The sequence below is a fragment of the Actinocorallia herbida genome (assembly GCF_003751225.1).
Classification (GTDB): domain Bacteria; phylum Actinomycetota; class Actinomycetes; order Streptosporangiales; family Streptosporangiaceae; genus Actinocorallia; species Actinocorallia herbida.
Genome location: NZ_RJKE01000001.1, coordinates 6,687,124 through 6,712,931 on the forward strand (window position 1 = coordinate 6,687,124; position 25,808 = coordinate 6,712,931).

The 25,808-nt window shown below is 71.4% G+C and carries 21 protein-coding genes; 14 read left to right on the forward strand and 7 right to left on the reverse strand.

Going from position 1 to position 25,808, the window contains the following annotated elements; genetic code table 11:
- Positions 1–69: 69 nt before the first annotated feature.
- From EDD29_RS30535 to EDD29_RS30575, 9 genes are all read left to right on the forward strand, one after another.
- Positions 70–1,695, forward strand: coding sequence for a carbon-nitrogen hydrolase family protein (locus EDD29_RS30535; RefSeq protein ID WP_123667761.1), 1,626 nt, complete (start codon positions 70–72; stop codon positions 1,693–1,695).
- A gap of 97 nt (positions 1,696–1,792) precedes the next feature.
- The gene (locus EDD29_RS30540; RefSeq protein ID WP_123667762.1) at positions 1,793–2,596 is read left to right on the forward strand and encodes an oxidoreductase; all 804 of its coding nucleotides are present in this window, start codon (positions 1,793–1,795) and stop codon (positions 2,594–2,596) included.
- Positions 2,593–3,534, forward strand: coding sequence for an alpha/beta hydrolase family protein (locus EDD29_RS30545; protein WP_123667763.1), 942 nt, complete (start codon positions 2,593–2,595; stop codon positions 3,532–3,534). The genes EDD29_RS30540 and EDD29_RS30545 overlap by 4 nt, the downstream gene beginning before the upstream one ends.
- Positions 3,535–4,734: an aromatic ring-hydroxylating dioxygenase subunit alpha gene (locus tag EDD29_RS30550; protein ID WP_123667764.1), complete on the forward strand. Its 1,200-nt coding sequence runs from the start codon at positions 3,535–3,537 to the stop codon at positions 4,732–4,734. It abuts the gene before it with no gap.
- A complete protein-coding gene (locus tag EDD29_RS30555; RefSeq protein WP_123667765.1) occupies positions 4,731–5,456 on the forward strand; it encodes a hypothetical protein in 726 nt (241 codons plus the stop codon). The genes EDD29_RS30550 and EDD29_RS30555 overlap by 4 nt, the downstream gene beginning before the upstream one ends.
- Positions 5,453–6,376, forward strand: a complete 924-nt coding sequence (locus tag EDD29_RS30560) for a hypothetical protein (protein WP_123667766.1) — start codon at positions 5,453–5,455, stop codon at positions 6,374–6,376. The genes EDD29_RS30555 and EDD29_RS30560 overlap by 4 nt, the downstream gene beginning before the upstream one ends.
- Entirely contained in the window at positions 6,367–7,119 is a 753-nt protein-coding gene (locus EDD29_RS30565; RefSeq protein WP_123667767.1) for an SDR family oxidoreductase, read from the forward strand. Before EDD29_RS30560 ends, EDD29_RS30565 begins: the two co-directional genes overlap by 10 nt.
- Before the next feature lie 5 nt (positions 7,120–7,124).
- Positions 7,125–7,712 carry a hypothetical protein gene (locus tag EDD29_RS30570; RefSeq protein ID WP_123667768.1) on the forward strand — a complete coding sequence of 196 codons (588 nt, stop codon included), beginning with the start codon at positions 7,125–7,127 and terminating at the stop codon, positions 7,710–7,712.
- Positions 7,709–8,452, forward strand: coding sequence for a maleate cis-trans isomerase family protein (locus EDD29_RS30575; RefSeq protein ID WP_123667769.1), 744 nt, complete (start codon positions 7,709–7,711; stop codon positions 8,450–8,452). The genes EDD29_RS30570 and EDD29_RS30575 overlap by 4 nt, the downstream gene beginning before the upstream one ends.
- A gap of 81 nt (positions 8,453–8,533) precedes the next feature.
- On the opposite strand, the gene EDD29_RS30580 is transcribed toward EDD29_RS30575, so the two are convergent.
- Positions 8,534–9,124: a Maf family protein gene (locus EDD29_RS30580; protein WP_211360017.1), complete on the reverse strand. Its 591-nt coding sequence runs from the start codon at positions 9,122–9,124 to the stop codon at positions 8,534–8,536.
- Between the two features lie 187 nt (positions 9,125–9,311).
- Here EDD29_RS30580 and EDD29_RS30585 point away from each other — a divergent pair, with 187 nt between their 5' ends.
- The 4 genes from EDD29_RS30585 to EDD29_RS30600 all read left to right on the forward strand — a co-directional run bounded on the left by EDD29_RS30585 (position 9,312) and on the right by EDD29_RS30600 (position 15,759).
- Complete coding sequence (locus EDD29_RS30585; protein ID WP_123667770.1) at positions 9,312–14,132, forward strand: HD domain-containing protein; 4,821 nt, start codon at positions 9,312–9,314, stop codon at positions 14,130–14,132.
- The gene (locus EDD29_RS30590; RefSeq protein WP_123667771.1) at positions 14,133–14,447 is read left to right on the forward strand and encodes a hypothetical protein; all 315 of its coding nucleotides are present in this window, start codon (positions 14,133–14,135) and stop codon (positions 14,445–14,447) included.
- Positions 14,444–15,037, forward strand: a complete 594-nt coding sequence (locus EDD29_RS30595) for a hypothetical protein (RefSeq protein ID WP_123667772.1) — start codon at positions 14,444–14,446, stop codon at positions 15,035–15,037. Before EDD29_RS30590 ends, EDD29_RS30595 begins: the two co-directional genes overlap by 4 nt.
- 104 nt (positions 15,038–15,141) lie before the next feature.
- Positions 15,142–15,759 carry a hypothetical protein gene (locus tag EDD29_RS30600; protein ID WP_148086146.1) on the forward strand — a complete coding sequence of 206 codons (618 nt, stop codon included), beginning with the start codon at positions 15,142–15,144 and terminating at the stop codon, positions 15,757–15,759.
- Between the two features lie 201 nt (positions 15,760–15,960).
- On the opposite strand, the gene EDD29_RS30605 is transcribed toward EDD29_RS30600, so the two are convergent.
- The 4 genes from EDD29_RS30605 to EDD29_RS30620 all read right to left on the reverse strand — a co-directional run bounded on the left by EDD29_RS30605 (position 15,961) and on the right by EDD29_RS30620 (position 21,738).
- Positions 15,961–17,136, reverse strand: a complete 1,176-nt coding sequence (locus EDD29_RS30605) for a Cmx/CmrA family chloramphenicol efflux MFS transporter (RefSeq protein WP_123667774.1) — start codon at positions 17,134–17,136, stop codon at positions 15,961–15,963.
- A 186-nt stretch (positions 17,137–17,322) separates the two neighbouring features.
- Complete coding sequence (locus tag EDD29_RS30610; protein ID WP_148086147.1) at positions 17,323–17,850, reverse strand: DUF6668 family protein; 528 nt, start codon at positions 17,848–17,850, stop codon at positions 17,323–17,325.
- Between the two features lie 1,682 nt (positions 17,851–19,532).
- Complete coding sequence (locus tag EDD29_RS30615) at positions 19,533–21,068, reverse strand: pentapeptide repeat-containing protein (protein WP_123667776.1); 1,536 nt, start codon at positions 21,066–21,068, stop codon at positions 19,533–19,535.
- Positions 21,069–21,132: 64 nt separating this feature from the next.
- Positions 21,133–21,738 carry a hypothetical protein gene (locus EDD29_RS30620; RefSeq protein ID WP_123667777.1) on the reverse strand — a complete coding sequence of 202 codons (606 nt, stop codon included), beginning with the start codon at positions 21,736–21,738 and terminating at the stop codon, positions 21,133–21,135.
- Positions 21,739–21,950: 212 nt separating this feature from the next.
- Between EDD29_RS30620 and EDD29_RS30625 the strand changes: the two genes are divergently transcribed.
- Complete coding sequence (locus EDD29_RS30625) at positions 21,951–22,637, forward strand: exonuclease (RefSeq protein WP_246053088.1); 687 nt, start codon at positions 21,951–21,953, stop codon at positions 22,635–22,637.
- A gap of 185 nt (positions 22,638–22,822) precedes the next feature.
- Here EDD29_RS30625 and EDD29_RS30630 read toward each other — a convergent pair whose 3' ends face one another.
- Both EDD29_RS30630 and EDD29_RS30635 read right to left on the reverse strand, forming a co-directional pair.
- Complete coding sequence (locus EDD29_RS30630; RefSeq protein ID WP_246053089.1) at positions 22,823–23,449, reverse strand: alpha-ketoglutarate-dependent dioxygenase AlkB; 627 nt, start codon at positions 23,447–23,449, stop codon at positions 22,823–22,825.
- A gap of 90 nt (positions 23,450–23,539) precedes the next feature.
- Positions 23,540–25,672 carry a DEAD/DEAH box helicase gene (locus EDD29_RS30635; protein ID WP_123667778.1) on the reverse strand — a complete coding sequence of 711 codons (2,133 nt, stop codon included), beginning with the start codon at positions 25,670–25,672 and terminating at the stop codon, positions 23,540–23,542.
- Positions 25,673–25,808 lie beyond the last annotated feature (136 nt).

Sequence of the window (25,808 nt, forward strand, 5' to 3'; positions counted from 1 at the left end):
TCCCATCGGGTGGCGCTGATTGTATGTTTTGGAAACAGCGTTTCGCTAGAGGAACCAGGAGGCCTCAAGATGTCGGTCAAGTTGCGGGTCGCAGCTGTCCAGTTCGCCGCGGGCGAAGACGTGGAGGCCAACCTCGCGGCCTGTCTGCGCATGATCGACGCCGCAGCCGCCGAGGGCGCGGAACTCATCGTGCTACCGGAGTTTTGCAATCATTTGTCCTGGTATGAAAGCCGAGTTACGGCTCACCGTAAAGCCTGCACTCTGGACGGCCCGTTCCTCCGGGCGATCGCCGAGCGCGCGGCCCGCCACGGCGCGTACGTCAAGCTCAACGTGACCTTGGCCCGCGAAGGCGGCCGGACCACCGCCACCAGCCTCCTTTACAGCCCCCGGGGAGAGCTCCTCGGCCAGTCGGACAAGCTCACCCTCATGGGCGCCGAGGGCGACCACCTCAACCCGGGCGAGGCCCCCGGCCCGATCGTCGCGACGCCCGTCGGCCGCATCGGACTGTACGCCTGCATGGAGGGCGTGACCGCCGACGTCACCCGCGACCTCGCCGTCCGCGGCGCGCAGCTCCTGCTGAACAGCCTGAACTCCTTCGCCACCGACGAGGCGAGCCTGCACATCCCGGTGCGCGCGGCCGAGAACAAGGTGTGGGTCGTCGCCGCCAACAAGGTCGGCTCCCTGCTCCCCGAGGCGCACCTGCCCGCGATCGCCGAGAAGCTGGGCGTCCCGGAGGAGTGGCTGCACGGCGCGGGCGAGAGCCAGATCGTCGCGCCCGACGGCACCGTGGTGGCCAGGGCGCCGCGCACCGGCGAGGCCGTGGCCGTCGCCGACATCGACGTCTCCGCCGCCGACCTCAAGGTCCGCGGCGACGGCACCGACATCCTCGCCCGCCGCCGCCCCGAGCTGTACGGGCCGATCGCCTCCGCGCCCGTCGCGCGCACCGCCGCGCCCGGGGCCGACGCGGCCAAGGTCGCCGTCGTCGCCTCCGCCGACCCGCTCGCGGGCGCGGCCGAGGCCGCCGCCGCGGGCGCCGAGCTGATCGTGCTCCCCGAACTCGCCTTCGGGGACACCGAGCGGGCCGAGGTCGTCGCGATCCTCGGCAAGGCGCTGTCCGGCACCTCCGCCCACGCCGTCACCAGCGCGCGGGACGGCGACGCCCATGTCGGCCTCGTGGTCTCCGCCGAAGGCGAGGCCGGAGCCCAGCTCCAGCTGCACGCCGGCGCCCGCACCCCGTGGGCGACCCGGCTCGGCGCCGCCGTCGAGATCTTCACCCTGCCGTTCGGCCGCCTCGCCGTGGTCGTCGGCGACGACGCGGTGACCGTCGAGACGTTCCGGCTCGCCGCGATCGCCGACGCCGACGTGGTGGCCGTGCCGCGCGCCGCGGGCGAGGCCTGGGAAACGGCGCTCGGCCTGCCCGAGAGGGCCGCGGAGAACCGGTTGAACATCGTTTCCACCTGGGCCGAAGGCGGCCAGGTCCTCGACCTCACCGGCGACTTCACCCTCTGGACGGCCTGGGAGGGCCCGTTCACGGGACGCATCAGCCACCCGATCGTCACCGAGGCGGGCCCGGGCGTCACCTACGCGGTCGTGCACCCCGCGCAGGCCGTCAACCGGTTCGTCTCCAAGAACACCGACCTGGTGAACGGCAGGGCCTGGCAGGCTCTGGCCGGCCTCACCGAAACCGCGCCGTAACAGCGGGAACGTTGACAGCCCACGCCCGCACCCCAAGAATGGAAACAGTGTTTCCCCTAGCGAACCAAACCCCTCCGAACCAGGACGGACGAACCCGATGAGCGAGACCATCCAGTCCGTCGAGCAGATGCTCGACAGCCGGCCCGTCACCGACGTGACGGTCACGTTCGAGCGCTACCAGGCCCTGCTACTGGAGCTCAAGGCCAAGATCGACGCGCGCTTCGAGACCACGCGGGACCCGTCGACCCTCGAGCTCGAGTCGTACGGCACCTACCCCGAGGGTCCCGGCGGACGCGTCTCGGCCTACTCCGGCCCCGAGATCGACTGGATGGTGCACTCCTGGCTCGGCAACCCCGCCGCCAGCTTCGCCAACCTCCACCTGACGGTCTGGCTCGGCCCGCACATCCGCGTCCCCCACCTCGGCATCGCCCTCCTGGTGTGGCCCGAGGGCTGGTTCTACGTCGACTCCGTGCCGCGCGTCTCCCTCGTCATCGACGGCGAGTACTACGACAAGTACTACGCGCCCGTCAACGAGCCGTGGCTGAAGTTCAAGGACGACAACCCCGAGTTCACCTGGTTCACCAGCCCCGCCGCGTTCATCCGCACCAGCCTGTCCCCCACCGCCCAGTGTTACTCCTTCCCGCTGTCGGAGGACAACCTCCAGGCCGTCGAGAAGTGGGCGCGCGAGCACGTCGACCGCTGGCTCGCCTGGGTCGACGAGGCCGAGGAGGTGCCGGAGGAGGAGCGCGCGGCCCTGCGCGAGACCGACCTGACGATCCGCCGGAACATCGCCGAGCGCGACCCCGCCAACTCCATGGGCGTCCGCTTCTTCGGCGAGGAGCTCACCGAGAAGCTCGTCCGCGCCCTGTGGGGCGGCGACCGGGAACTGCCCCGCCCGTGAGCACCCTCATCAGGTCCCTCTGGACGGCGGCCCGCACCCACGGCGAGTCGCCCTTCGACACCGCGCACCTCAAGGTCTACTACCCGGCGGTCGCCGAGGGCACCGACACCGAGCGGCTGACGGGCGTCTTCCCGCCCGCGCCCGGCAGGTTCCCCGTCGTCGTCATCATCTCCGGCGTCAACGTCGCCCAGGACTCCTACCGGACCTGGGCCGTCGACATCGCCAAGGCCGGCTACGTCGTCGTCACCTTCGACCGGGTCGCCGAACTGTTCGGCGGCCAGGTCGGGCTGACCCCCGGCGTCGACCTCGACGCCGCCAAGCCCGGCGTCTACGGCACCCGGCCGACCTGCCCGGCCGTCCCCGCCATCCTCGACGCGCTCGCCGGGATCGACCTGCTCAAGGACTCGATCGACCTCGACCGGGTCGCGCTCGGCGGCCACTCGGCGGGCGGCACCGTCGCCCTCCAGTCCGCCCGCTTCTTCCCCGGCGTCAAGGCCGTGTTCGGCTACGGCACGCACACCATGGTCGCCACCATGCTCGGCTGGCCCGCGGGGACCGTGCTGCCCGCCCAGGTCGACACGCCGGTCTTCCTCGCCGTCGGCGACCGCGACGGCGTCATCCTCGGCAGCAGCGACCGCTACGGGCAGGACGGCAGCGCCGACCCCGTCAGCCGGACCTTCACCGAGGCGCTCCCCGGCACCGGCCACCTCCTGGCCGTCCTGAACGGGGCCAACCACTTCGCGGTCGCCGACCCCGTCGATCCGACCGCCGCGCGGGCCTTCCTCGACCTGGAGCCCTCAAGGGAACCGGCCGAGAGCAGGAGCGACTACCTGGAGGTGCTCACCGCCTTCCTGGACGCCCTGCTCCGGGACGACCCAGAACCGATGGAGCGAGTGCGGAAGAACCCGCCGGGCTCCGTAGAACTGCTGGAGCGATAGATGCTGAAGAACTTCTGGTACGCGGTCGAGTTCTCGCACGAGATCACGACGAAGCCCAAGAAGATCACCTGCCTCGGCCAGGACTTCGTGGTCTACCGGACGTCGAAGGGGCAGGTCGTCTGCCTGTCCGACCTGTGCGCCCACCGCGGCGCGGCCCTGTCGGGCGGCTGGACCAAGGGCGACTGCGTGGTCTGCCCCTACCACGGCTGGGAGTTCGAGCCGGGCGGCGAGTGCACCAAGATCCCGGCCAACCTCGAAGGCCGCGGTATCCCGAAGAAGGCCCGCGTCGACTCCTACCCGACCGAGGAGCGGTACGGGCTCGTCTGGGCGTTCCTCGGCGACCTGCCCGAGGAGGAGCGCCCGCCGATCCCGGTGTGGCCGGAGTTCGACGATCTGAAGAAGAACGGCGGCCGGTGGAAGCCGGTCTACGGGGAGTACCTCTGGAACTCCAACTACGAGCGCATCCTTGAGAACGGCTGCGACATCTCCCACACCCCGTTCGTCCACGCGGGCGCGTTCGGCAACCCCGAGCGTCCGGAGGTGGAGGAGTACGAGGTGAACATGCCGGACGAGTGGTCGGCGTTCGCGACCGTCCGGCTCTACCCGCCCCGGCCCAAGGGCCTGTGGGGCAAGATCACCGGCGGCAACAACAAGAAGCTCGAGGACCGTCCGCCGGTCGAGACCAGCGCGGGCTGGATGCTGCCCAACATGATCAAGCTGCACGTGCGGCTGCCCATGGGCAACATCATCATCTACGACAGCAACGTGCCGATCAGCGAGACCCAGACCCTGGTGAAGTTCGTCGCGCTGCGCGACTTCTTCACCGCGGACTGGGCCGACGCCAACGCGCTCAAGCGCATCTACCGGATCTTCGAGCAGGACGCGCCGGTCGTCGACGGCACCCGTCCCGAGCTGCTGCCCGCCGACCTCGCGGCCGAGCTGCACGTGAAGTCCGACCTCATCGCCGTGCACTACCGGCGGCGCCGCCAGGAGCTGGCCGACAAGGGCTGGCTGCTCGGCGACGAGGACCGCATCGTGGGCGACGTGCCGCGCCGCGAGGCGACCGTCATCGCCTCGCCCGCCCGCAAGAACAACCCCGCGCTCGCCCGTGCCTGGGTGCACAAGGCCCGCGGCGAACACCCCCGAGTCGACGAGTCCATCCTCGCCGGCGACGCCGAAGCCAAGGAAGGGCAGTCATGACCTCTCTCCCGAAGGGTCTGTTCGACCGGACCCTCGCCAAGATCGAAGAGATCGACGACCTCAAGCTCGTGCTCGGCGAGGACCTGTCCGGCTCGTTCGGGCCCGAGCCCGTCGGCAGGCTCGAGGTGCGGACCGGCACGAAGCTGGCGAAGGTCGTCTCGATCGGGCTCGTCGTGCCGCAGATCGGCATGGACAGCCACATGATCTTCGCGTTCCTGCCGGGCGGGTCGCCGATCCCGCACTTCACGCTGGACTCGGTCGAGGCGGGCGGGCAGCTCGCCTTCCACCTCGACCTCGTGCCGCGCGCCGACCTCGCCTCCCACCTGGGCTACCTGGACGCCGCGTTCGAGCCGCTGACCCCGGCGTTCGACCGGTCGAGGGAGCTCTTCGGGGCCTCGCGCGCCGCGATCGGGCCGCGCCAGTACGCGATGATGTCGCCCTGGATGCTGGTGCACCGCGCCGACGCCGAGCAGTTCGAGCAGGTCGACGCGTTCGTCGACGACTACTTCGGCCACTGGAAGGGCCTGGTCGAGAACGGCCTGCCCAAGGACGTCCTCGCGACCCTCCACGACACCGACCTCGCCGCCCGCGACGCGCTCAACCGCTCCTACCTGTTCAGCCCCGAGGTCGACCCGGTGTGGGCGAACGTCACCCGGCTCGTCGGCGCGGAGGCGTCGGCCCGGCTGCGGGCGCACCTCATGAGCAACGAGGTCGATCTGTGAGCGAACCCAGCGAGTGGCAGACCCGCATCGCCGGCGAGTGGCACGGCCGGCCGTCGCTGTTCGACGGCCAGGGCGTGTGGTGCGGGTACGAGGACATTCGCCGCTCCTCGGTGTTCGAGGACGGCAAGACCATGTACTACATGGACGGCGGCCTCGAAGGCGGCGGGAAGCTCGCCGGGCAGTTCCGGCTCGGCGCGCCCTTCGCGTTCGGCGTCATCGACTCCGACGCCGACCGGGTCTACACCGGCCCGGACTTCTACGGCACCGGCCAGCCTTACGGCGGCTTCGTCGACGCCCACTACTACGGGCCCGGCTGGCAGGTCGACCTCAACACCTGGAACCACAACCTGCCCGACGGCGAGACCCAGGTGTACTCCTCGGTGCTCTACCAGGGCTGGACCGTCGTCGGCTGCTTCAACGGCGTGTACAAGCGCCCGTCGTCGCCCGACTACGACATCCCGGGGCACCTCGCCGCCGAGACCCGCAACGGGCCCGTCCCGTTCATCCTGCCGACCAAGCAGACCGGCGGGTACACGGGCGTGTGCGAGCTGTGGGGCGCCGACCAGAAGCTCATCGGCGACGTCACCGTCACCCTGGAGCTGGAACCGATCGACCTGCTGCGCACCCGCGCGCACGTCACCTGGTCCGGCGCGATCGAGCGGTCCTACACCGTCGAGCAGCGGCGTGACGGCACGAAGATGTTCTACGAGGGCCCCGACGCGTGGGGCAACTCGCAGGCCTTCGGCCGGGCCAACTTCCCCAGCGTGCACTTCACCGACGTCACCAAGATCAAGGGCCGCGAGTTCATGATCGACGCGACGCCGGGGATGAGCGCGGGCGAGACCCTCGCCGTCAACTACGAGGTGTTCGAGGGCAACCGCCTGTCCGGCGTCATCCACGGGGTGCTGACATGGCGGTAGTCGTCGTCACCGGAGGCACCCGCGGCATCGGCTTCGGCATGGCCAAGGAGCTCATCGCGCGCGGCGCGACCGTCGTCATCTGCGGCCGCTCCGGCGTGGACGAGGCGGCGGCCGAACTCGGCGCGACCGGGGTCGTGTGCGACATGACCGACCGCGCCCAGGTCGAGGCGCTGTGGGAGAAGGCCGCCGCACTCGGCCCGGTCGCGCACTGGGTCAACAACGCGGGCGTCACCACCTCCCGCAAGCACCTCGCCGACCTGCCCGTCGCCGAACTGGAGACCGTCGTCTCGGCGAACCTCCTCGGCGTCATGAACGGCAGCGCCGTCGCGGTGAGGCACATGCTGGCGCAGGGCTCGGGCACCGTGTGGAACATGGAGGGCTTCGGCAGCGACGGCCGCACGATGCCCAACCTGACCGCCTACGGAGCCACCAAGCGCGCGGTGACCTACGTGACCGACAGCCTCGCCAAGGAGCTGAAGGGCACCCCGGTCAAGGCCGCGCACCTGTCGCCCGGCATGGTCCTGACGGACCTGCTCACCCACGACTACGCGCCCGAGGAACTGGAGAAGACCAAGAAGATCTTCAACATCCTCGCCGACAAGGTCGAGACCGTCACGCCGTTCCTCGCCGAGGGCATCCTCAAGGGCGTCAAGAACGGCGGCCGGGTCGCGTGGCTGACCGGCGGCAAGATCGCCTTCCGGTTCGCCACGGCGGGCTTCCGCAAGCGGGACCTCTTCTCGTGAGCGGCATGGACTACCCCGTCGTCCTGGCGATGGAGGACTTCGTCCCGGTGGCGCTCACCGTCACCGGGGTGCTGCTCCTCTCCAAGGTCGACGACCTCGACACCCGCCTGGTCCGGACCGCGGCACTGCTGCTCGGGCTGGGCGGGTTCGCCAAGTGCGGCTGGAAGCTCCTCATCGCCTCGACCGACATCGACCTGTGGGTGATGCCGCTCCTGCTGTTCCCGCTGCTGTCGGCGGGCTTCCTCACCCTCGTCAAGGCGCTGGAGCCGCGGCTGCCCATCGCCGCCGCGGCCGGGCTCTGGATGGCCGCGCTCGGCACGTCGTTCGCCATCGGCGACACCCTGCCGATGCTCATCCTGACCATCGGCGTCAGCACCGCCGTCGCGGTGTACCTCTTCCGGCGGCACAAGCTGTTCCTGCTGTGGATCGCCGGGCAGTACGCGCTCGGCCCCCTCGGCGGCCAAGAGCACCAGACCATCGCCCTCCAGTGGATCGAGCAGTCGATCAACACCGCGTCCCAGGCCGTGTTCGCCTTCGCCGCCTGGCGCGTGCTCACCCTCCAAGAGCGAAAGAGACAGGAGACCCCGGCATGACCGACGCGCTGGGCTGGCGCCGCAAGTTCGGCGTCATCGCGCCCTCGACCAACACCATCGTCGAGCCCGACTTCTACCGGATGGGCGTCCCGGGCGTCACGTCCCACTTCTCCCGGATCCACATCCGCGACCAGAACATGGCCGGCGACGAGGGCATGGAGCGCCTCCTCGACCAGATCCGCGACGAGATCGGCGCGTCCTGCGAGCGGGTCATGACCTGCGAGCCGGACTACATGGTCATGGGCATGTCCGCCGAGACGTTCTGGGGCGGCGTCGAGGGCAACCGCCAGTTCGTCAAGCAGATCCACGACCTCACCGGCCTCCAGGTCGCGACCGGCGCGGAGGCCTGCGAGCGGGCCCTGAAGCTGTACGGGGCGCGGCGCATCGGCGTCGTCACCCCCTACCAGCCCGTCGGCGACGCCAACGTGCGGACGTTCTTCTCCGAGCTGGGCTTCGAGGTCGACAAGATCATCGGCCTCAAGTGCCCGACCGCGGTGTCGATCGCGCACGTCACCGAGGACGAGCTGCGCGCGGCCATCCAGGAACTCGCCTCCGGCGACGTCGACGCCGTCATCCAGTGCGGCACCAACCTCTCCATGGTCGGCCTCGCAGACGAGGCCGAGCGCTGGCTCGGCCTTCCCGTCATCGCCATCAACGCCGCCACCTGGTGGATGGCGCTGCGCGAGAACGGCATCGAAGACCGCGTCGAAGGCGCCGGCCGCCTCCTGCGCGAGCACTGACGCACCCGCACGCCCCGCACAGGCGCGCACCCGAAGACCGGCGGTGGGCTCCTCCACGCCCCCCGGAGGCCCACCGCCCCTCTATCTGCTCCAGAGCTCCGTGTGGTCGATCCCCAGCTCTCGCAGCAGCCCCCCGAGGAGCACGACCGACAGCCCCAGCACGTTGTTGCTGTCGCCGTCCATCCCCTCCACGAACCACGCCCCGATCCCGTCGATGGTGAACGCCCCCGCGACGGCCGACGGCTCCCCCGACGCCACGTACGCGCGGATCTCCGCCTCCGTGGGCTCCGCGAACCTGACGACGGTCGAACCCACCGCCGTGGCCTCCCTCCCCGTGGCCCCGTCGATCACACAGTGCCCGGTGCGCAGCACCCCGCTCTTCCCCCGCCTCTCCAACCACCACCCCACAGCCTCCTCATCGCTCTTCGGCTTCCCCAGCCCCCTCCCCTCGAACTCCAGCAACGAGTCGCACCCGATCACCACGGCGTCCCCCACCTCCTTCACCACGGCCCGCGCCTTGCTCACCGCCAGCACCTCGACCAGCTCCGCCACACTCCCCGCCTCCACCCCATCCTCATCCACCCCACTGACGAAAACCTCGACCCCCACCCCGGCCCTCTCCAAAATCCCCCGCCGCGTCTTCGACGCCGACCCCAGAACCACCCTGCGCATCCCCGCTCCTCTTCTCGTCCACTGGTCCCCCGAGCATTCCATCGCCGAGGCACGCCGCTGACCTCGGCCGGTCCCCGCGGCGGCGAAATTCTCCCGGTGAACGCCCGACATCAGTGCAATCCAAACTCCGGCGCTGAATAATGGATCATTCGGGGCGCTTGGGACGGTCGGCACTGCGGAGGGCTCTTTGAGCGGTCGTCACGCACTCCTCATCGGGGTGCCCACCTATGGAGCCGGGCTCTTCAGCCCCCTCACCGGCACCGTCGAGGCCGACCTGGACCGCATGGCCGGCGCGCTCGAAGAGTCCGACTACCAGGTGACCTTCTGCGCACCCGGCCGCGACGGATGCGTGCAGCCGACCCGCGGCGCCGTACAGAACGCCCTGCTCAACGCCTGCCGCGACGCCCCCGAAGACGGCGTCCTGTTGATCTACTTCACCGGGCACGGCGTCATGCTCGACGGAAAGAGCTTCCTCGTACCGTCCGACGTCTACCCCGACGTGGACGACGAGGGCACGCCCGACGAAGGCAGCCTCATCCCCCTCGTCCCCCGCGCGCTGGAGAGGTGCCGCGCCAAGCTCGTCGTCCTCATCGTGGACGCCTGCCGCGACACCCCCGGAGAGTCCGGCCCGATCTCCGTCGGCGGCCAGCTCCGCTACCCGCCCGACGGGGCCTTCGCCCTCGTCACCAGCTGCAAGCCAGGCGAGACCAGCGGCTACGACGAGTCCGGCAGCTACTTCACCCAGACCCTCTCGGAGATCCTGGCCCGCCGGAACTCCGCCCGCACCCTCCCCGAGGTCTTCGCCGAGACCGGCCAGCAGCTCGCCCGGCGCATGGCGCACACCGACTCCCCCACCCAGACCGCCCAGATCACCTGGGCCGAGCCGGACCGCGCCCGCGATCTGCCCGTCTGCGAGGGCGACCAGATCAGCACCGCCTGGCGCCGCGCCATCGAGAGCACCCCGTTGTGGAACCGCGCCGTCTGCTCGGACGCCGACACCGCACGGGTCCGCGAAGCCGTCATCCGGGTCGTCGAGACCTGCGCCGACGACTGCATGCGCGCGACCGACGTCCTCGCCAAGAGGGCGCACCTGGCCGACCCGTGGTCCTCCCACGGCTACCCCACCCGCATCCTCGACGCCCTCGACCTCTGCCTCGCCGGCGACGCCCGCCTCACCGCCCGCGAGATCGGCCTCCTCGTCGCGGTCCCCTTCCTGCGCGAGGCCGTCATGGCCGCGGGCGTCCGGGAGGCCGCCGCGATCGGCCCCACCGACTTCGAACGACACTTCTCCGAGGGCCTGCGCGACGACCTCGAACTCACCCACGCCATGCACGAGCACGTCTGCCGCCGCGCCGAGGGACTCGTCCGCCGCGGCCGCGCCGACGCCCGCGACGCCCTCGCCATGTGGCTCGTCCACCGCTGGCTCGTCGCCCGCCCCCGCCTCTGGGACGGCCCGGCCGCCCAGGAGGTGAGCGGACGGCTCGCCACCGCGCTGCCGGACGCGCGCGGCACCGCCGGGCTGACGGCCCGCGAACTCGCCGACGTGGCGAGGGTGCTCATGCACGCGGTCGGCACCGGCGCCGACGACCAGCGGCTCACCGAACGGCTCGCCGGGCACGACTTCACCTCGCAGCGCCGGTCCCTGGCCGTCCTGCTCGCCCTCGCCGGCACCATGGCCCTCGACACCCGGCGCATGCCCACCGTCGTCGTCGACCACCTCGGCATCGGCGACGAACTCCAGATCAGCGCCCTGCGCCGCGCCGTCGAACTCGCCTCGTGGGAACGGGCCGGCGACACGCTCGACCTCGTCGCGATCTGCGACCACCCGGCCATCCACGAGGCCCTCGACCACATCGCGCAGCGCGCCGAACACGCAAGGGAATCCCTACTGGGCCTGCCCGGCCTCGACACCGCGCTCCTGCGCGCGGTGCCCGACCGGCTCTCCCAGACCGGCCTCCGCCCCGAATACCGCGACGGCAAAGCCGTCTACGAGACGCCCCTGCTGGCCTTCCGGCTGTCCGACGAGAAGATCCGTGAACTGCTCATGGGCCGCCAGCTCTACGGCGACCCCTCGCTGGCGATCCGGGAGCTCTACCAGAACGCCCTCGACGCCTGCCGTTACCGCCGCACCCGCCGCCGCTACCGCGACCTGCGCGGCCACCCGCCCCTCCCCTGGGAGGGCCGCATCACCTTCAAGCAGGACGTGGACCCCGAGACCGGCCGCGAGTACATCGAGTGCCGTGACAACGGCGTCGGCATGACCGTGGAGTCCCTGAAGAACACCTTCGCCAACGCCGGCGAGCGCTTCGTCTACCGCCAGGACTTCCGCTACGAGCAGGCCCGCTGGCAGGAGAAGGACCCCTCCCTCCGCCTCATCCCCAACAGCCAGTTCGGCATCGGCGTCTTCAGCTACTTCATGATCGCCGACGAGATCGAGATCACCACCCGCGCCGTCGACGAGGAGGACCAGGTCCGCGGACCGGGCCACCGCGTCCGCATCGCCAGCAGCGGCAGCCTCTTCCAGATCACCGCGGCCCCCTACGACGAGCCCGGCGGAGGCACCTGCGTCCGGCTCTACCTGACGGGAGACGAGGGGATCTCCGTCCTCAGGACGATGCGCCAGCTCCTGTGGCACTCGGAGTTCCACGTAGAGGTGGAGCAAGGCGCCGACGGCTCAGAGCAATGGCTACCCGAGACCCTGCGCCACCCCGAGACCACGGTGGAGCCCCTCCAGCACGGCCGCGACCTCTGGTGGGTCGCGGGCGAGGGCGGCATCGTCGCCGACGGCATCCGCACCAACGAGGAGATCTACGGCCTCGTCGTGAACCTGCGCGGGAAGCACCGGCCCCGCTTCACCGTCGACCGGAACACACTCCAGGACTGGGACAAGGACTGGATCACCGCGGAGATCCGGGAGTCTCTGCCCGCGCTGCGCGAGTGGGCGGGCTTCTCTCTGACCTGGCTCTGGGGGGTCACCGAGTCCGCGCCGGAGATCGCCCAGGAGATCTTCACCCGACTCGCCAAGGACGACGTCGCCATCCCTCTAGGCGGCCAGTGGACCCAGTCCGAGTCGGTGTCCGCGAGGCTGATCGGCTGTCTGCCCCTGGACGAGCGGATTCTGAGTAGGCAGACATTTCTTCCCTCCAACGACTGGCTTCATTCCTGGCGGATGGGCGCGTGGCAGACCACCGGGACGGTCACCAGCCGATACCAGCTCATCATGCAGAACCCCGCCGGAGCGCCGGTGGCCGAGCCATGTGACGCCGCGATCATCGATGAGCTTTTCCCCAACTACAACAATGCCGAGGCCATCGAACTCGACCGGATTCCCCGGATCGCGGCTCGGACGGAAGGCGATCCCGTCAGCGATCTGAAGCGCCTGCGGCGGCTCGCCGTGCTGGGCCTCGACTGCTCCCAGATCCGCGGCATCCCCCATCTCAGGCGTGGCCTCAGCAAAGAGGACCAGCCCTTGAGCCACGCCTTGACAGTCTGGAGCCCGGAGAGCACAGCCAGGCCTTGGCGCGTCGTGTGGCAACTCGCCGAGACCTCCGCCCAACTCAAGATCTCCGTACGCCATGTCCTCCGGCGCGTCGAGGGTTACGCTCCTGGTGCCGCCGGAACCCTGGATTTCGATCTGAGCCCCATGCTCGACCACACCTTCTCCACCGCGGAGGTGAGGCTGCTCCGCACGCGCCCGGAGGACGTGAAACAGGAGACCGGTTGGAGGGTGACTCCACGCGAGGTCGCCAAGGTGAGCTCGTGGCTCGCCCTGCCTCTGGCATCGGTCCTCGAAATGTACGATGCTTTCTCCGCTCTTGGCTGCCGTGTGGAAGGCCGAACGTCCTATCCGGCTTCGCTGACTACGGCGGAGATGGACGCGCTTCAGTTCGTCAGGGAGTTCGGCATGCGGCTCTCCCCGATCGACCTCTTCGCGCTCGCCGCGGAGAAGGGAGTGTCGGCTCGTGCCTACGCCGACCAGCTCCGACGGCTCACCGACACGGGATTCCTCCTCCTGCCCGAGCACTCGCTGATCCCGGAAGACCCCGCCGACGAAGTGGAGACCGAACTCCTCAGGAACGCGTACGTCGCGCGGATTCTGCGGGATCAGGGAGTCAGTTACATCGGAAAGTCCCCTTGGAACATTCTCCACGCGGTGTTGAGCAAGATCGGGCATCACGATAGCCCTGGCTTCGCCAGGCGCTTCACGCAGTACCGGCGGATCCTCGACCTCGCCGACCTTCGCGTGCCGCTGACCGCGCCAGGGGTCCTCGGCATGGCATCCTCGCTGAGCTGCACCGTGAGCGAAGCGATAGCCCACTATCGCGTCTTCTTCCCCGAGACCGCCGATCTCTCCCTGCTTCCCGACGCCGCTGCGGAATCCGACCTGCGCTGCCACGGATACCAGGAGCTCAGCGCCATGACGGGCAGCCGTGCCGAACACCTCCGCGGCTACCCGTCCTGGCGACTCACGCCCTGGCATCTGGCCAACAGCGCTTACCAGAGCCATCTGACGCTCCAGGAGTTCATCAGGCTTCTTGAGCCTTTCCGCGCTCTCGGCGCTCCCATCCCGGTCCTGGACGAGGCGGTCTCAGGCTCGCTGGACGGGTACGCACCCGACAAGTACGACAGGGCGATCCTGACCGTCTCCAACGATGAGTTCGCGGTGGCGGAGCCGATCACGGATGTGGACGCTCTCCGGCTCGTCAAGACCGCCGGGCGCTACGGCTGGACGCTGCGGGAGGCGCATGACCGGTTCGCGCGGTTCCAGCCCCTCGGGCTTACGCTCTCCTATCCGGAAGACGCGGTTCCCGACGGCATCGTCTACTGGCAGGACCTCCTCGCCATCACCGACTGGCTCGACGGGCAGCCGCCGGTCGTCAGCGGGGTCGTCGGGGCCGACCATGTCGCGCGCGCCGCGAAGGACCTGGAGGAAGACGAGGAGACCGTGCGGGGGCGGCTGCGCAAATACCAGGGGCTTTTCGGATACAGGATGGAAGGAGAGGGCTGAGTGGGCGCTCCGATCGAGGCGCACCGGGGTGTGGAGTACCGGTTGTTCGACCACGGGCTCCAGCCGGGCGGGTTCACCGTGACGGAGGTGGAGGGCGGCTTCGACGTCGCCGGGGTGTGCCCGGGGTGCGGGGCGCTCGTGCGCGTCCGGTGGTCGTTCGGGGCCGTCGGCACCAAGGGATGGGGGCGCCAGAAGAGCCAGGTGCAGAGCGGGCCGCGGACCATCACGTGCGACTGTGGGCACACCCATGCCGAGCGGCCGCCGGAGAACTGGGACAAGGGTTGCGGGGCGGTCTGGCAGGTCGAGCTGCCGTGAGCCTCGATCGGTACCGGTGGGACCAGAAGGCGCAGCAGCTGCGGTTCCAGCAGCTTGAGGTGGTGCGGCGGCAGGCAGAGTCGTGGCGCACGGGGCTCGCGGGAGTGACGGCGCTGCTCGGCGCGGTGCTCGTCGTCAAGGGCCGGGAGGGGTTCGCCGATCTCGCCGATCCGTTCCGCTGGATCGTCGCGGCGCTGCTCGCCGCCGGGCTGGCGCTGCTCGTCGCGGCGACGCTGCGGGCGCTGTCGGCCGCCTCCGGCTCGCCGAGCGGGGAGATCCTGCTGACAGGCGAAGACCTGGAGAGCTGGACGGGCAGGGAGGTCATGCGCGTCCGGCGCGGCCTCCGGTTCGCGCTAGGTGCCACGGTGGCCGGGATCATCCTCGTGGCCGGGGCCGTCGGCGTGACATGGTTCGCGCCGTCGGCGAAGCCGGCGGGGACGCTGCTGGAGGTGCGGGCGGGCTCCGCGCTGCACTGTGGTCGCCTCGTGCGGGCCGGGGACGGCGTGATCGTCGTCGAGATCGGGAGAACCCTCCGGGTCCTGCCTCTCGACGCCGTCACCGCGATGGAGACCGTCGAAAAATGCCCCTGACGGAGTCACGGCCTGGGTGACAGAACGGTATCGGTCGCGAGATTCTCCATAGAATCATCTTTTTTCGTGGCCACTCAGTCACTGCGGGCGACTATGTTGTGGGCATGTCCCCCCGACAAGGTTCTTCCGGCGCCGGAGTGAGCGGCGAGCCGGACATCGACGGCGTCGCAGAACGCGGCGCGCAGAAGGCGGCTCCGCCGACGGCGGTGCAGTTCCGGCCGGCGGCCGAGGGCGCGCAGGCCCGTGCGGAGGAGAGCGGGCCCCCGCCCGGGACCGCCCCGCCCGCGCCGCTGCCGCTGCACCCGGCGACCGTGCAGTACGTGCCCTACCGGGCGGCGCAGCCGTTCGCGCCGTGGCCCGCCGCCACGGCGGTGGCGCGGCGGCCCGCCTCGTGGGGTTCGCGGCGGGCGCGGATCGAGGAGCTGGAGGCCGAGAACGCGCACCTGCGCGCGTGGGTGTCGCACCTCGGCGGCGCGGAGCCGCTGCACCTCGTCCTGGAGACCGACAGGCTCAGGCGCGAACTCGCCGCCCTGCACCACGCGGTGCACACGGCACGGGCGGAGCTCACCGCGACGCACGCGGCGGTCACCCAGAACACGGCGGCGCTGTCCGCGGCGCGGACCCCGCCCGTCCAGAGCGCGGCCGACGGTTCCCGGACTCCGTCGCCCTTCCGGCGCATCGCCCTCCCGTCACGGCGCAAGTCCTCCCCCGACACCGCCTGACCGTTGCCAAGGGCCGCGGGCGGCCTGCGCGTCGCGGCGCGAGCCATCGCCCCCGCGGCCGACGGACCTCGGCGGCCCGCACCGCGCCTCCGCACCGCGCCGAGCCGCGGCCGGTCCGGTCGGCGCCACCGCCGAAGGCGGGACGGCCAGGGAGCCCGCCTCCCCTCCCCGGCCGTCCCGAGCACGAATTCGCAGGACGTCCTACCGCCCCGCTCCTTCGACGAGGATGCCGCGGACGGCCAGAGCTCGGAAGACCGGGGCGCAGAGCAGGGCCGCGACGGCGAGCGCCACCGCGGTCCAGGCCGGGCCCGTCGCCGAGGCGTCCAGGGTGGCGGCGGCGAGGACGGGGCCCGCCGCCGCGCCGACGTTCAGGGCGGCCGTGGCGTAGGAGCCCGCCATGGTCGGCGCCCCCGAAGCCTCATAAAGGACACGCGCTATCAGCGTGCTCCCTACCGCGAACCCCAGCGCGCCCTGGACGAGCGTCATCGTGAGCAGTGCGACCGGGTGCGGCGCGGCCAGCGCGAACGCCGCCCATCCGACCGGAAGGAGCGGCCCGCAGACGGCGAGGACGGTTCCGGGACGCGCGTCCGACAGCCGTCCCGCGAAGGTGACACCGGCCAGCGAACCCACCCCGAACAGCACGAGGGCGACGGGAACCCAGAAAGGACCGAGTCCCGCGACCTCCGTGACGACCGGGGCGAGGAACGTGAAAGCCCCGAAGGTGCCCGCGGTGACGAGCGCCGTGCCCGCCATGACCACGGCGAGGCGGGGCCGTCGCAGTTCGGCGAGTTCCGCGCGCAGCCGTGGGTCCGCCGACGAGCGCGAGCCGCCCCGTCCGCCGGGGACTCCGCGCAGCACGCCGAGCGCCGCGGGCGCGCACCCGAGCGCGACGGCCCAGAACGCGGCGCGCCAGCCGAGCAGCGCCCCGAGCAGCGCGCCGCCGGGCACCCCGGCGATCGTCGCCGCGGTGGTGCCGCCCAGCAGGACGGACAGCGCCCGGCCCTTCCGGTCGGCAGGGACGAGCGCGGCGGCGGTCGTGAGCGCGACCGCGAGGAACCCCGCGTTCGCCAGCGCCGCGATGACGCGGGTGCCGAGGAGCACGGGAAGCCCGTCGGCGACGGCTCCGACGACGTGCGCCGCGAAGAACAGGCCGAGGAAGGCGAGGAGGGCGGTTCTCCGCGGCCAGCGGCGGGCCAGGGCCGCCATCAGGGGCGCGCCCACCGCCATGCCGACGGCGAAGGCCGCGGTGAGCAGGCCCGCCTCCCCGACCGGGACTCCCAGATCGTCCGCGATATCCGGAAGAAGGCCGGCGAGCATGAACTCCGACGTCCCCATGGCGAACACCGCCACAGCGAGCAGGTAAAGCGACAAAGGCATCAAAAGATCCCGAGGTGAGAAGAGACAGGAACCGTCGTCTCGTCACCGCGGTCAGCGCCCTGCCCCCGCGCCTCAGCGCCGGGACGGGATCGTCCGCTTCGTGTCAGGGGGCTGACGGGTGACCGAAAGCCCCCACCCTGGATGCCTCAGGACCGGCCATGTCCGGCACCCTACAGGGCCCCTCCGTCAGTCGCCCTCGCGGTTGATGCGCTGGAGCGAGCTGACCCAGCCCTCGTTCACGAGGTCGCGCCTGAGCACCCGCAGCGACCGCGGCAGCCGGCCCACCTCGGACGGGGACCTGCCGAGCCGCAGCGCCTCGATGTACTCCACCTCCCAGACCTGCGGCACCGCCGCGCCCAGCGACTCCCGCAGCTGCCGCAGATCGCGCGGCAGGCGGCCGGGCGCCCACGAATTGAGCACCAGCCCCAGGAGGTTGATCCCGGCGCTCAGCGCGGGGTACTCGGCGTGCTGGCGGGCCGCGACGTGCACGGCCCGCATGCCCGGCGCGTCCGGATGGGCCACCAGCACCACGTTCGCGCGCCCCGTCCGCGGGACCGGCCAGCACCGGCCCGCGTCTCGCACCCCGATGAGCGCCGCGAGCGTCGTCGCCCCGGCCCCGCCGTGGCAGCCGACGAGCCAGATCGCGGCGGCCCTGTCGTCGCGCACCGCCCGCGCGGGAAGCCCCGGATGCGGGCGTCGGACCGTTCCCCTCATCGGCACCTTCCCGCTCCGCCCGACCGCGCCCAGCATTTACACGTCCACGCACATGAACGACCACTCCACTTTTGCGTTAACGCCTTTTCTGTTGTCCGCACTTCAGCATCATGCGGTAAAAGCGAACTATTCGCCTCCCATGCTTCCAAAGTTTCACCCAGAAGAACATCCGCAAAACCATGATCTTTCCGCATCGATCAGCCTTCTCGGAGGGCCGCGGCCACGTCCACTCCCCCCATTGCGGCACCGCCCATTCCGCCACGGCCCTGACCACCCTGACCCGATCTGCAGAAACACCTCGACGACGTCAAGAGCGGAGCCGCCCAGCGGCTCCCCCGGCCTGGTCCAGCACCGACAAACCCGTCAAAACCGGTAATCCTCCAGACACAACGGCGGCCCGGCGTTCACCACCCCCATCCGCCGGCGGAGCCTTCTGCGGCGCAAACCGGCCCGGCGCCACGCCGCCGAGGAATGGCACCGTGCGCGATGCGTCCCGAACCGCCCGCGACCCCTTCGTCACGAAAACGCCTTACCCATGATGACTTCCACCGAAAGAACCCACCGATAACCGCGCGCTCCTCCGACCTCCGCCCGTGACGGCCGGAACACTTTTCGCGACGGCCCCGCGCGGCCACAGAACATTTCCCCCGGCCACGCCGGTGCGCCCCGCACCGTGCCACGACCGCGCACGACCCGCTCCACCCCGTCCGAACCACCGATCCATCGCGTCGGCGGCCGCCCCACCCGAAGACCGAACTTCCGCCCACCCAGCCCCATCACCCCCTCCGAACCACACATCTGATGATCCATGCCCGATCGCCCCGACACCGCCTTTCCCGACCCAACCCCCAAAAACCACCCCGATCGAGCTCCCCACGAAGACCCTTAACGCAAACCACCAGACTGGGCATTCGTCACCTTAAGCAAGCCATGTCCTTTTTGTTAAAGGAGTGACTGATTCCGGAAAGGTCCCGAGATTGCCCATTCTTCGCCTCGCTTCCGACCGCGCCGACGCACGGCACACCACGGCCACCGCACCGCCGAAGGACAACCGCGTCCCCCGCACCGGCAGTGCGGCGAACGGCTCGTCACCGCACGAATCACCGACCGCTGAGACCGCATCAAGACAACACGGTCCCCGAACCCGCGGCATCCGAGCAGCTCCAGCACCCCCGCCACGAGCTCCACACCCTCCGACGCGCCCAGAACACGCCACCCCGAGAGCACACGCGACCCGTCAGGACGCCGAATCATTCCCCCGATCTGGAACACTCCGCCCGGCAAACAGGCAGAGACCCCCGCGCCAGGCGACCCGCCCGGCCAGGCCCATAAGGCGCCGCTCGGCCCAGATGCACGAACCCCGGTCCGCTACGCGAACCGACACGCGTACGCGACCCCGGGCAGGTACTCGACCCAAGCAGGTACACGACCCAAGCAGACACACCACCCAGACAGACACACCACCCAAGCAGACACACCACCCAGACAGACACACCACCCAAGCAGACACACAACCCAGGGAGGCACACGGCTCAGGGAGGCACACGACCCAGGGAGGCACACGGCTCAGGGAGGCACACGACCCAAGCAGATACACGACCCAGGCAGATACACGGCCCGGGGAGGCACACGGCCCGGGCAGATACGCGGCCCGGCGCGGGTCGCGGGGAAGGGAGGCGGGCTTAGTCGGAGTTCGGCTGCGCCGTGTCGGGTGGTGTCGCTCCGCCGGGCCGGGCGGCCTCGGGGCGGGCGGGGCGCCAGTCGGGCGGGAGGCCGACGATCTGTGGGACCGGGGTGTCGGGGAGGTTGGCCGGGCGGTGGCCCTCGGCGCCCGTGAAGTCGAGGCGGCCGGAGGCGAAGGAGGCGGCGCCGAAGTCGAGGACCGCCCCGTCGTGGCGGCTGTCCTGGAAGTCGACGAACGACCCGGCGAAGGAGGCGTTGCGGAAGATCAGCGCGCCGCCGCGGAAGGCCGCGTCGCGGAGGTCGACGTGCCCGCCGATGAGCCGGGCCTCCCGGAAGCTCACGATCCCGGCGAGGAACCGGGCGCCGGCGAAGCTCACCGCACCGGGCGGCCGCCCGGGCGGACCGGGCCGCCCCTCGAACCGGGCGCCGCGGAAACTCACGGTCCCGCCGTCGACGACCGCTCCGGAGAAGGAGACGGACCCCGAGGCGAAGCGCGCGTCGCGGAAGCTCGCGGTCCCCCGGTCGAAGCGCGCGCCGACGAAGCTCGTCTCCGCCCCGTCGAACAGCGCTCCGCGGAAGTTCACCAGGTCCGACTCGAACCGCGCGCCGACGAAGTGGACGACCCCGCCGAGGAACCGCGCCCCGGCGAAGGAGAAGCCTTCCCCGGCGAAGACCGCTCCGTTGAAGGAGACCCTGCCCGCGGTGAAGTGCGCGCCCTCCAGGCCGCCGCCGTCCAGCACCGCGTCGGTCAGGTCGAGATCGAGGCCCTGCCAGGAGCGCGGATCGTCCGAGGGGAGCCGCAGATGGACGCCGATGAGGCGCAGGACCGTCCGCCTGACCTCGCGCAGCGCCCGGTGCTCCCGGACGGCGGCGGGATCGGCCTCCGCCCCGGGGTCGGGTTCGTACGGCAGGCGAAGGTAGGCGCACAGGACGTCCACGCAGGTCTGGCGCAGCGCCCGGGTGGGGGCGTCGTCGGCGACCCCGGCGAGCGCGTACACGCCGCCGAGCCGCAGCGCGGGCGCCCCGTCGAGGTGCGCGACGGCGGCGGTGAACCGGTCGCCGAGCTGGCCGCGCTCTGCCAGCTCGTGCATCTCACGGTGCCCCCGCTCGGTGAGGGCGACGGTTCTCAGCTGGGCGGCCTCCGAGGCGGCCGCGGCCGCACGGGCGACGTCGACGCCGTCCTGCGCCGCCTGGACGCTGGCCTGGGCGGCGGTGGCGGTCTCCTGGGCGGCTCTCGCCGTACGCCGCGCCGATGCCGCGTTCGCCGCCGTGTAGTAGATGGCCGCCGCCGCCAGCAGTCCGGTGCCCACGGCCGTCAGCCTTCCCCGCGCGCTGTCGAGGACCTCCTGGCGATCCTTGCCCTGGAGCGCGCCGCCGCCGCGCAGCGGCACCCCGTCGACGTGTTCGACCCACCACGCGGCGCCCGGCCCGAACAGCGTGAACAGGACGGCCAGGCCGGCTGCGGCGCCGATCACGGCGACGGCCCATGCCAGCGGCTTCTTCCAGGACTGCGCGGCCATCGCGGATTCGCTCACATCCCCTGTGACGCGCGGACCCCGGCCGCCGCTCCGTCGGGGCGGCGCCGGAGCGGACGCCGCCTCAGGCGAAGAGGGAGCGGCCCGAGCGGAGGGAGTCGGCGATCTCGTGGCCGAGGGGGCGGGCGTGCGCGTCGAGCAGTTCGGGGGCGAGGAGGGTCTCGGCCTCCATCGGGTCGGCCACGCCCAGCACCGTCGCGCCCGCGGCAACGGCGACGGCGCCCGAGACCGGGGAGCGGAAGTCCAGGAGGAAGTCCGCGGTGGCCACCGCGAGGCGGAACGACGCCGGGCCGTGCACGCGCAGGAAGCCCCCGCCCGGCCCGTCGTGCGCGCCCGCGACCGCGCCCCGGACCTCGAGCGCGCCGCGTACCGCGACCTCCGGCCCGCCGTGCAGCAGCACGTTGCGGGCCCGCAGCCTCCCGGTGACGAGGAAGAACACCCCGAACCCGTCGGCCGCCCAGTCGAGGTCGCCCAGCACGGTCAGGTCCCCGTCCACGACGACGTGGTGCACCGGATGGTCGACGAAGTCCGACACCAGGTCGTCGCCGATCTCAAGATCCCCGACGAAGCAGCGGATCTCCTCGGCCCGCCGTCCCGGATAGGGAAACCCGAAATCCGCGCTCAGCCGATAGGCGTCCTCGGCCTTCCCCACCGACATCACTTCGAACATCCGTACGCCTCCCACCCCCACCGTACCGTTCACCACCAGCAGGCGCACGCCGATCCGATCGCCGCTCCCACCGCGATCCCGGACCTCCACCGAACCCGAAGGACCGACCGTCCCAGACCCACCAGAGACCCGCGACCGACGACGCGCCCGAGGGGACCCGCGTCGGGCAAAAGGCTTTGCGGGGGTGGGAGAGGGCGGCTTAGGTTGGCGGGATGCCGCAGTTGCCGGAGTTCTATGTCGCCGTGGATGTGGAAGCGGACGGTCCCATTCCGGGGCCTTACAGCATGTTGTCGCTGGGGATGGCGGTGGTGGGGCGGCCCGATCTGAGGTTCTATACCGAGATCCGGCCGATTTCAGCGGAGTTCGAGCCTGCGGCGCTGGCCGTCAGCGGGCTGGACCGGGATCGGCTGCTGCGCGAGGCACCGGCCGCCGAGGAGGCGATGGCGGCGGCGGCCGCGTGGATCAACGGGCTGCGCAAGGAGGGGCGGCCGGTGTTCCTGGCGGGCCCGGCGGTCTTCGACGGCATGTACGTGCACTGGTACTTCGTGCGGTTCCTCGGCCGCAGCCCGTTCAACGCCAGCGGCGCGGGCATCGACCTGCGCAGCTACTGGATGGGCCTCACCGGCGACGAATGGGTGAGCACCCGAAAGAGCGTCATCAAGCAGAAACTGAAGATCACCGGCCTGCCGCACACCCACCACGCGGGCGAGGACGCCGCCGAGCTCGCCGCGGTCTTCGAGGCGATCCTCGCCGACCGCGCCGAGCGCACGGAGGCCGCCCTCGACGCCGCGCGCCGAGCCCGTGCCCGACACCACCGCGCGCAGACCGCCCCGACCCCGACCGCGCCCACCCCGACCGCCCCCGCTCCGACGGTCCCGGCCGGCAACGAGACCGGGTAGCGACGGCCGGGCCCGGGACCGAGGCGGCGTCCATCCCGCAAGGTGTGCGGCCCGCCAAGGAGCCCGACCCGAACTCCGCGCCCCGTCCGGAGCAGCGCGGGTCCCGCACAGGCTCAGGAACGCCGCTTTCCCACACCCTCCCGCCGGATATCCCTGCTGCGAGGCAGGGACGGGTCGTGAGATGTTCAGCGGACCCCGCGTGGTCGGAACTGGACGCTGATCCGGGGGCCTGAGGCATGGGCGGATTTGGGGACGGCGTGTTCCCAGGTGCGCTGGCAGGAGCCGCCCATGACGAGGAGGTCGCCGTGGGCGAGATCGTGGCGCAGGGTGGGACCGCTGTGATCGGCGGGGCGGAGCAGGAGCGGGCGTGGGGCGCCGAGGACGAGCAGGGCGACCATGGTGTCCTCGGTCTTGCCCCGGCCGATGCGATCGCCGTGCCAGGCGACGCTGTCGCGGCCATCGCGGTAGTAGCAGAGGCCGACGGTGCGGAACGGCTCGCCGAGCTCCGCCGCGTAGTGGGCGGACAGGCGATCACGGAGGTCCGCGAGGACCGGCAGCGGCAACCGCTCGTTCTCGCCGTAGTAGCGGGTGAGCCGGGGCACGGCGACGACCCGTTCGTACATCACCCGCTCCTCCGCCTGCCATGGCACCGCGGACTCCAGCTCCTCGAAGAGCGAGGCGGCGCCCGACAGCCAGCCGGGACGCACGTCGATCCAAGCCCCGTGGGCCAGCTCCGCGCGCCGGACCGCGGGGCCCAGCTCGCCCGGACGGGGCTCATCCGCCAGGTCGAAAAGGGAACCCTGAAGCATCATGCGACCCACACTAATCCCGAACACCAGTTCTAGCAAACACATGTTCGATCTGTTATCGCAGTTCAGCGCGCTAGACGGCCCGCCGAAGGCTCATGGCGGAGCGGCCAGCCGACGCTGCTCGTCGGAGACGATCCGGCGGGCCAGGTCGGCGTCGGACAGGTCGACGGCCTCGGGCGCGGCGTCGGCGACGTCGCTGCGCCGGGCGTAGGCGTCGAAGACCGCCTCCTTGCCCGCGAGCAGCGCCAGCATCCGTTCGTCCACCGAGTCCGCGGCCAGCAGCCGGTGCACCCGGACCGTGCGGACCTGGCCCATCCGGTGCGCCCGCGCGACGGCCTGGCTCTCCAGCGCGGGCTTGACCTGCGGCTCGCACAGGACCACGACGGACGCGGCCTGGAGGTTCAGCCCGATCCCGCCCGCCTGGATCTGAGCGAGCAGGACCGCGTGACCGTCCGCCGCGGTGAACGCGTCGACGAGTTCCTGCCGCTTCGCCGCCGCGACGTCTCCGGCGATCGGGCCGGTCGCGCGCGGCACCGCCTCTCCGACCCTTGCGAGCACGTCCTTGAAGTAGGAGAAGACGACGACCTTGCGCCCTCCTTCCGCGGCCTCGGCGACGATCTCCTTGAGCCGTTCGAGCTTGGCCGACCTCGCCGGTTCGGCATACGCCGCCCGTCGCATCGCCATGAAGTTCCCCGCCTGCACGGCCGTACTGTAGGCGGCCAGGTCCGCGGCGCTGAACTCCTCCCATTCGTCGGTGTGCAGCAGTTCGGGGAGCTCGGTGAGCACGTCCTCCTGGTTGCGCCGCAGGTACGCGGGCCCGACGGCGCGCCGGAACGCCTGCGCTCCGGCGACGGCGTCCTCGGCGTCCAGCCTCAGCTCGGGCTGGAGCATCGTGACGAGGCTGCGGAACTCGGCGACGTGGTTCTCCATCGGCGTCCCGGTGAGGAAGAGAACCCGCTCGGCCTTGTCCGCCCAGGACGCGACGGCCTTGGCCCGCCGCGTCACGGGGTTCTTGACGTAATGCGCCTCGTCCACGACGAGCATCGCCACGGATTCGGCGGAAAGGGCGTGGAGGCCGTCGATGGTGGTCACGGCCACTCCCCCGGCCTTCCGCCACGCGGCGAGGGCTTCCGCGCGCCCCGGGCCGTGCGCCTTGTAGGGCTTCAGGTCGCTGTGCCTGGCGATCTCGCGGGTCCAGTTGATCAGGACGCTCGCCGGGCAGGCGACGAGGAAGTGCCCGGCGCCTTCGGCGCGCAGATGGGCCAGGGCGGCGATCGCCTGGACGGTCTTGCCGAGGCCCATCTCGTCGCCGAGGATCACCCGCCGCTGGGCGAGCGCGAAGCGGGCGCCGAACTCCTGGTAGCCGCGCAGCGTGACCCTGCGGTGGGCCGCGTCCAGGGGCTGGGCGTTGACGCGTGCCGCTATCTCGTGCGGAAGGAAGCCCTCCGCACGCGCCCGGTCAGGGGCTGCGCCGGTCAGCTCCGCCAGGAGCGCGTAGTAGGCGGGCGACTGGAGTTCGAAGTCGATCCACGCGGCCGCCGCGTCCGCGGGCCTGCGGGCGAGGTCGAGGGCCGCGTCGGCGACGAGCCGGGGCGCGTCCCGGTCGGCGGCGGCCTCGGCGAGCCCGGCCAGCGCCACGCGGGCGAGGTCGCGGCGCCCGGCTCCGGCGAAGAGCCTGCGCAGCCGCCCGCGCGCAGGGGCCGCGTCGGTGAGCGCGGTACCCAGGTCACGGTCCAGCGCGCGGGCCGTCTCCACCGCGCCCGGGAGTCCTGGGCCCGCGGCGACCAGGCGGTGCAGGGCGGTGACCAGCGCCGTGCCGCGGGCGTCGCGGGCGTCGGCGTCGATCCGCACGGCGACGCTCTCGGCGACCGCCGCCGCGACCTGCCTGGCGGCCGCGGTGATCTGCCGCTCGGTCTGCACCCCGACGCCGGGCACCTGCTGGAGGTCGTACGGGCCGGCCTCCAGGACGTCGAGGACCGTCGTGTATCCGGCGTCCTCCAAGCCGCCCAGGCGCAGCCGCCCCTCGGTGACGTCCTTGAGCCGTGTGACGGGGATGCCCGCGAGCTCTCCCCGGGCCTTCTCCTCCCGCAAGGGAGCCAGCGCGCTGTGCACCTCCGCCAGCGCGCGGTCGTGGTCTTCCAGCAGCCCTCTGGCGATGGCCCGCGTCCGGCCCGTCGTGTCGAAGATCGCCTTGATCTCGCCCGCCGGGGGCCAGCCGTCCGCCATGCGTCTGATTATTCACATTCCACGCGATCCTTCGGCGTTTCCGCGGCCTGACCGTCCGAACGTCAACTGTTACCACTAAAGAAACGCTATTCCGTAGTGCGAAACGTGTGGTATTCAGGTGCGACGTTCCTCATCC

What these genes read in the sequence shown, in the direction of transcription:
- EDD29_RS30620 (WP_123667777.1), bottom strand. Translation starts at nt 21,738, where the DNA reads ATGTTCGAAGTGATGTCGGTGGGGAAGGCCGAGGACGCCTATCGGCTG.
- EDD29_RS30625 (WP_246053088.1), top strand. Translation starts at nt 21,951, where the DNA reads ATGCCGCAGTTGCCGGAGTTCTATGTCGCCGTGGATGTGGAAGCGGAC.
- EDD29_RS30605 (WP_123667774.1), bottom strand. Translation starts at nt 17,136, where the DNA reads ATGCCTTTGTCGCTTTACCTGCTCGCTGTGGCGGTGTTCGCCATGGGG.
- EDD29_RS30550 (WP_123667764.1), top strand. Translation starts at nt 3,535, where the DNA reads ATGCTGAAGAACTTCTGGTACGCGGTCGAGTTCTCGCACGAGATCACG.
- EDD29_RS30575 (WP_123667769.1), top strand. Translation starts at nt 7,709, where the DNA reads ATGACCGACGCGCTGGGCTGGCGCCGCAAGTTCGGCGTCATCGCGCCC.
- EDD29_RS30570 (WP_123667768.1), top strand. Translation starts at nt 7,125, where the DNA reads ATGGACTACCCCGTCGTCCTGGCGATGGAGGACTTCGTCCCGGTGGCG.
- EDD29_RS30635 (WP_123667778.1), bottom strand. Translation starts at nt 25,672, where the DNA reads ATGGCGGACGGCTGGCCCCCGGCGGGCGAGATCAAGGCGATCTTCGAC.
- EDD29_RS30565 (WP_123667767.1), top strand. Translation starts at nt 6,367, where the DNA reads ATGGCGGTAGTCGTCGTCACCGGAGGCACCCGCGGCATCGGCTTCGGC.
- EDD29_RS30540 (WP_123667762.1), top strand. Translation starts at nt 1,793, where the DNA reads ATGAGCGAGACCATCCAGTCCGTCGAGCAGATGCTCGACAGCCGGCCC.
- EDD29_RS30555 (WP_123667765.1), top strand. Translation starts at nt 4,731, where the DNA reads ATGACCTCTCTCCCGAAGGGTCTGTTCGACCGGACCCTCGCCAAGATC.
- EDD29_RS30600 (WP_148086146.1), top strand. Translation starts at nt 15,142, where the DNA reads ATGTCCCCCCGACAAGGTTCTTCCGGCGCCGGAGTGAGCGGCGAGCCG.
- EDD29_RS30535 (WP_123667761.1), top strand. Translation starts at nt 70, where the DNA reads ATGTCGGTCAAGTTGCGGGTCGCAGCTGTCCAGTTCGCCGCGGGCGAA.
- EDD29_RS30630 (WP_246053089.1), bottom strand. Translation starts at nt 23,449, where the DNA reads ATGATGCTTCAGGGTTCCCTTTTCGACCTGGCGGATGAGCCCCGTCCG.
- EDD29_RS30580 (WP_211360017.1), bottom strand. Translation starts at nt 9,124, where the DNA reads ATGCGCAGGGTGGTTCTGGGGTCGGCGTCGAAGACGCGGCGGGGGATT.
- EDD29_RS30610 (WP_148086147.1), bottom strand. Translation starts at nt 17,850, where the DNA reads ATGAGGGGAACGGTCCGACGCCCGCATCCGGGGCTTCCCGCGCGGGCG.